The sequence below is a fragment of the Frankia sp. CcWB2 genome, from assembly GCF_977927585.1.
Map to the genome: position 1 here is coordinate 6,791 of NZ_CDWRCM010000168.1, position 1,692 is coordinate 8,482.

A 1,692-nucleotide genomic window follows, 5' to 3' on the forward strand; every position below is an offset into this window, starting at 1 on the left:
TCGAGAAGCTCGGCTGGGTGCACGACGTGCGGTGGCCCACCGCCAAACGGATTGCCGCCCGCCGCGTGGACGCGGGCGCGGTCCTTTGAGAAACGACGCCGAACGTCGTAGCTTGATCGGAGAAAAACCGGCACGGGCTTTGAGGGGACGTAATGAAGTAACAAATACGTGATCGAGAGCATCATCGCAGGTCACAGGCCTGTGGAGGGTTCGAAACGCGCAAGTTATTTCATTTCGACTCCTGAGCGTGCCACCTCGGTCGAATCTTCACTGACGGGCACCCTTTACCCCGTCCGTCCACTACACCGTGACGGTGGCACGTCCCTACCACCATGCCTGGCGTCGTGCCTGCTGCGACCGGCTCGGCCATCCAGTCCCGGCCGCAGGCGGCAGGTGGGATCCGCCTACCGTCCGGTGAGGGGAGGGCTCGGTCAGCCGGCCATCCGTACCGCGCCGCCTCCTCCGCCGCCGCCGCCCGCGGGGCCGGCCGAACCGCCCCGCCGGTCGGAGGCCCGCAGGATGCGGCCGGGCGGCTGTTCGTCTCCGCTGAGCCAGTATCCGCGGTCGCGGCGCAACCCGGCCCGTTCCGGGGAAAGGCAGGTCCCCTTCACCCGATGCGCGTCGAAGCCGGTGGTGGTGCCGGCGAAGGTCTCGTGGCAGGACGGGCAGTGCGCCGCGGTCAGCGCCGTCCAGCGCACGTCGCAGCCGCCGCAGCTGAGCAGGATGGGGCGTTCGTACTCGTTGTCCCGCCCTGCCATGAAACCGCCTCTTCCCGCGAAGGTTCCGATCTCCCGTCGTCGGATTCTTGCCGCTCAACGTTTCCAACGTGGGCATTTCGGCTTTGTAGCTCTTCGGGCGCGTCGCGTCACCGGGCTGCCACCGGCCGCCGGAGGCGCCGCGGACCCTGGTGCTGCTACCGTGAGCACCGGTGCGGCGACCGTGAGAAGCGGTCCGGAGGGGCGTGAACTGTCGGACCCGCCGGTGAGAATCGACCAGTGACGTCGGCATCCCCGTCCTACCCGGAGTCGGGCCGGCTCGCCCGGCTGCGGGCCGCCGGGATCCGCCCGCCGGGATCCGCTGGCCGGGGCCGGCCAGATCGCGCGGGTGCTCGCCGAGATCGAGGCGTTGCTGGCACCCCGCTGGGTCTGGTGGTCGGCGCGGTCCGCGGCGCGCGTGCCGCTCGCCGCCGGTATCCGGATCGGCGCCAGCTGGGATCTGGCCGCCGTCCACCGGATACTGCACGGCGGCCGCCGCCCAGGCCGGTCTGCACAACCTGCCCGCCCGGTCACCCGGAGCCTCTGGGTAGGCGCATCGGGTTGGAGTACTAGGTCCCCCAAATTCGTCGGCTGACGGCTGGCCGACGGAGTCCAGCCATCGCTCGCACAATCGTCTACCGTCTCGTTTCAAGATAATCAACGGTGTTGACGACACTTCACATCCCATGATCAAAAACAAAAACCCCAAATAGCACCAGGGGAGTGGGGGCCAAACCCAGTTGATCATTACCGGTGGCGAGGTTCGACGTGTGTGGTTCGACCGGCGGCATCCGGATGGGGGACATCGCTGGTTGGGGACACCGCCGGTCGAGATGTGTCACGTTCATCCGGGCCGGTCGATCAACTGCGGCTGAGCGGCACGGGGCCGAGGAGGGGAGACCCTGCGACCGGCTCTACTTGACATAATGCTCATTAT

At 68.0% G+C, this 1,692-nt stretch carries 2 protein-coding genes; both read right to left on the bottom strand.

The window, feature by feature from the left end:
• The coding region (locus tag ACY45C_RS16350) for a hypothetical protein (protein ID WP_462188440.1) at positions 1–185 on the bottom strand (185 nt) is incomplete at its 3' end.
• Positions 186–431: 246 nt separating this feature from the next.
• Positions 432–758 carry an FDXHR family putative zinc-binding protein gene (locus ACY45C_RS16355; RefSeq protein WP_462188441.1) on the bottom strand — a complete coding sequence of 109 codons (327 nt, stop codon included), beginning with the start codon at positions 756–758 and terminating at the stop codon, positions 432–434.
• Between the last annotated feature and the right edge of the window lie 934 nt (positions 759–1,692).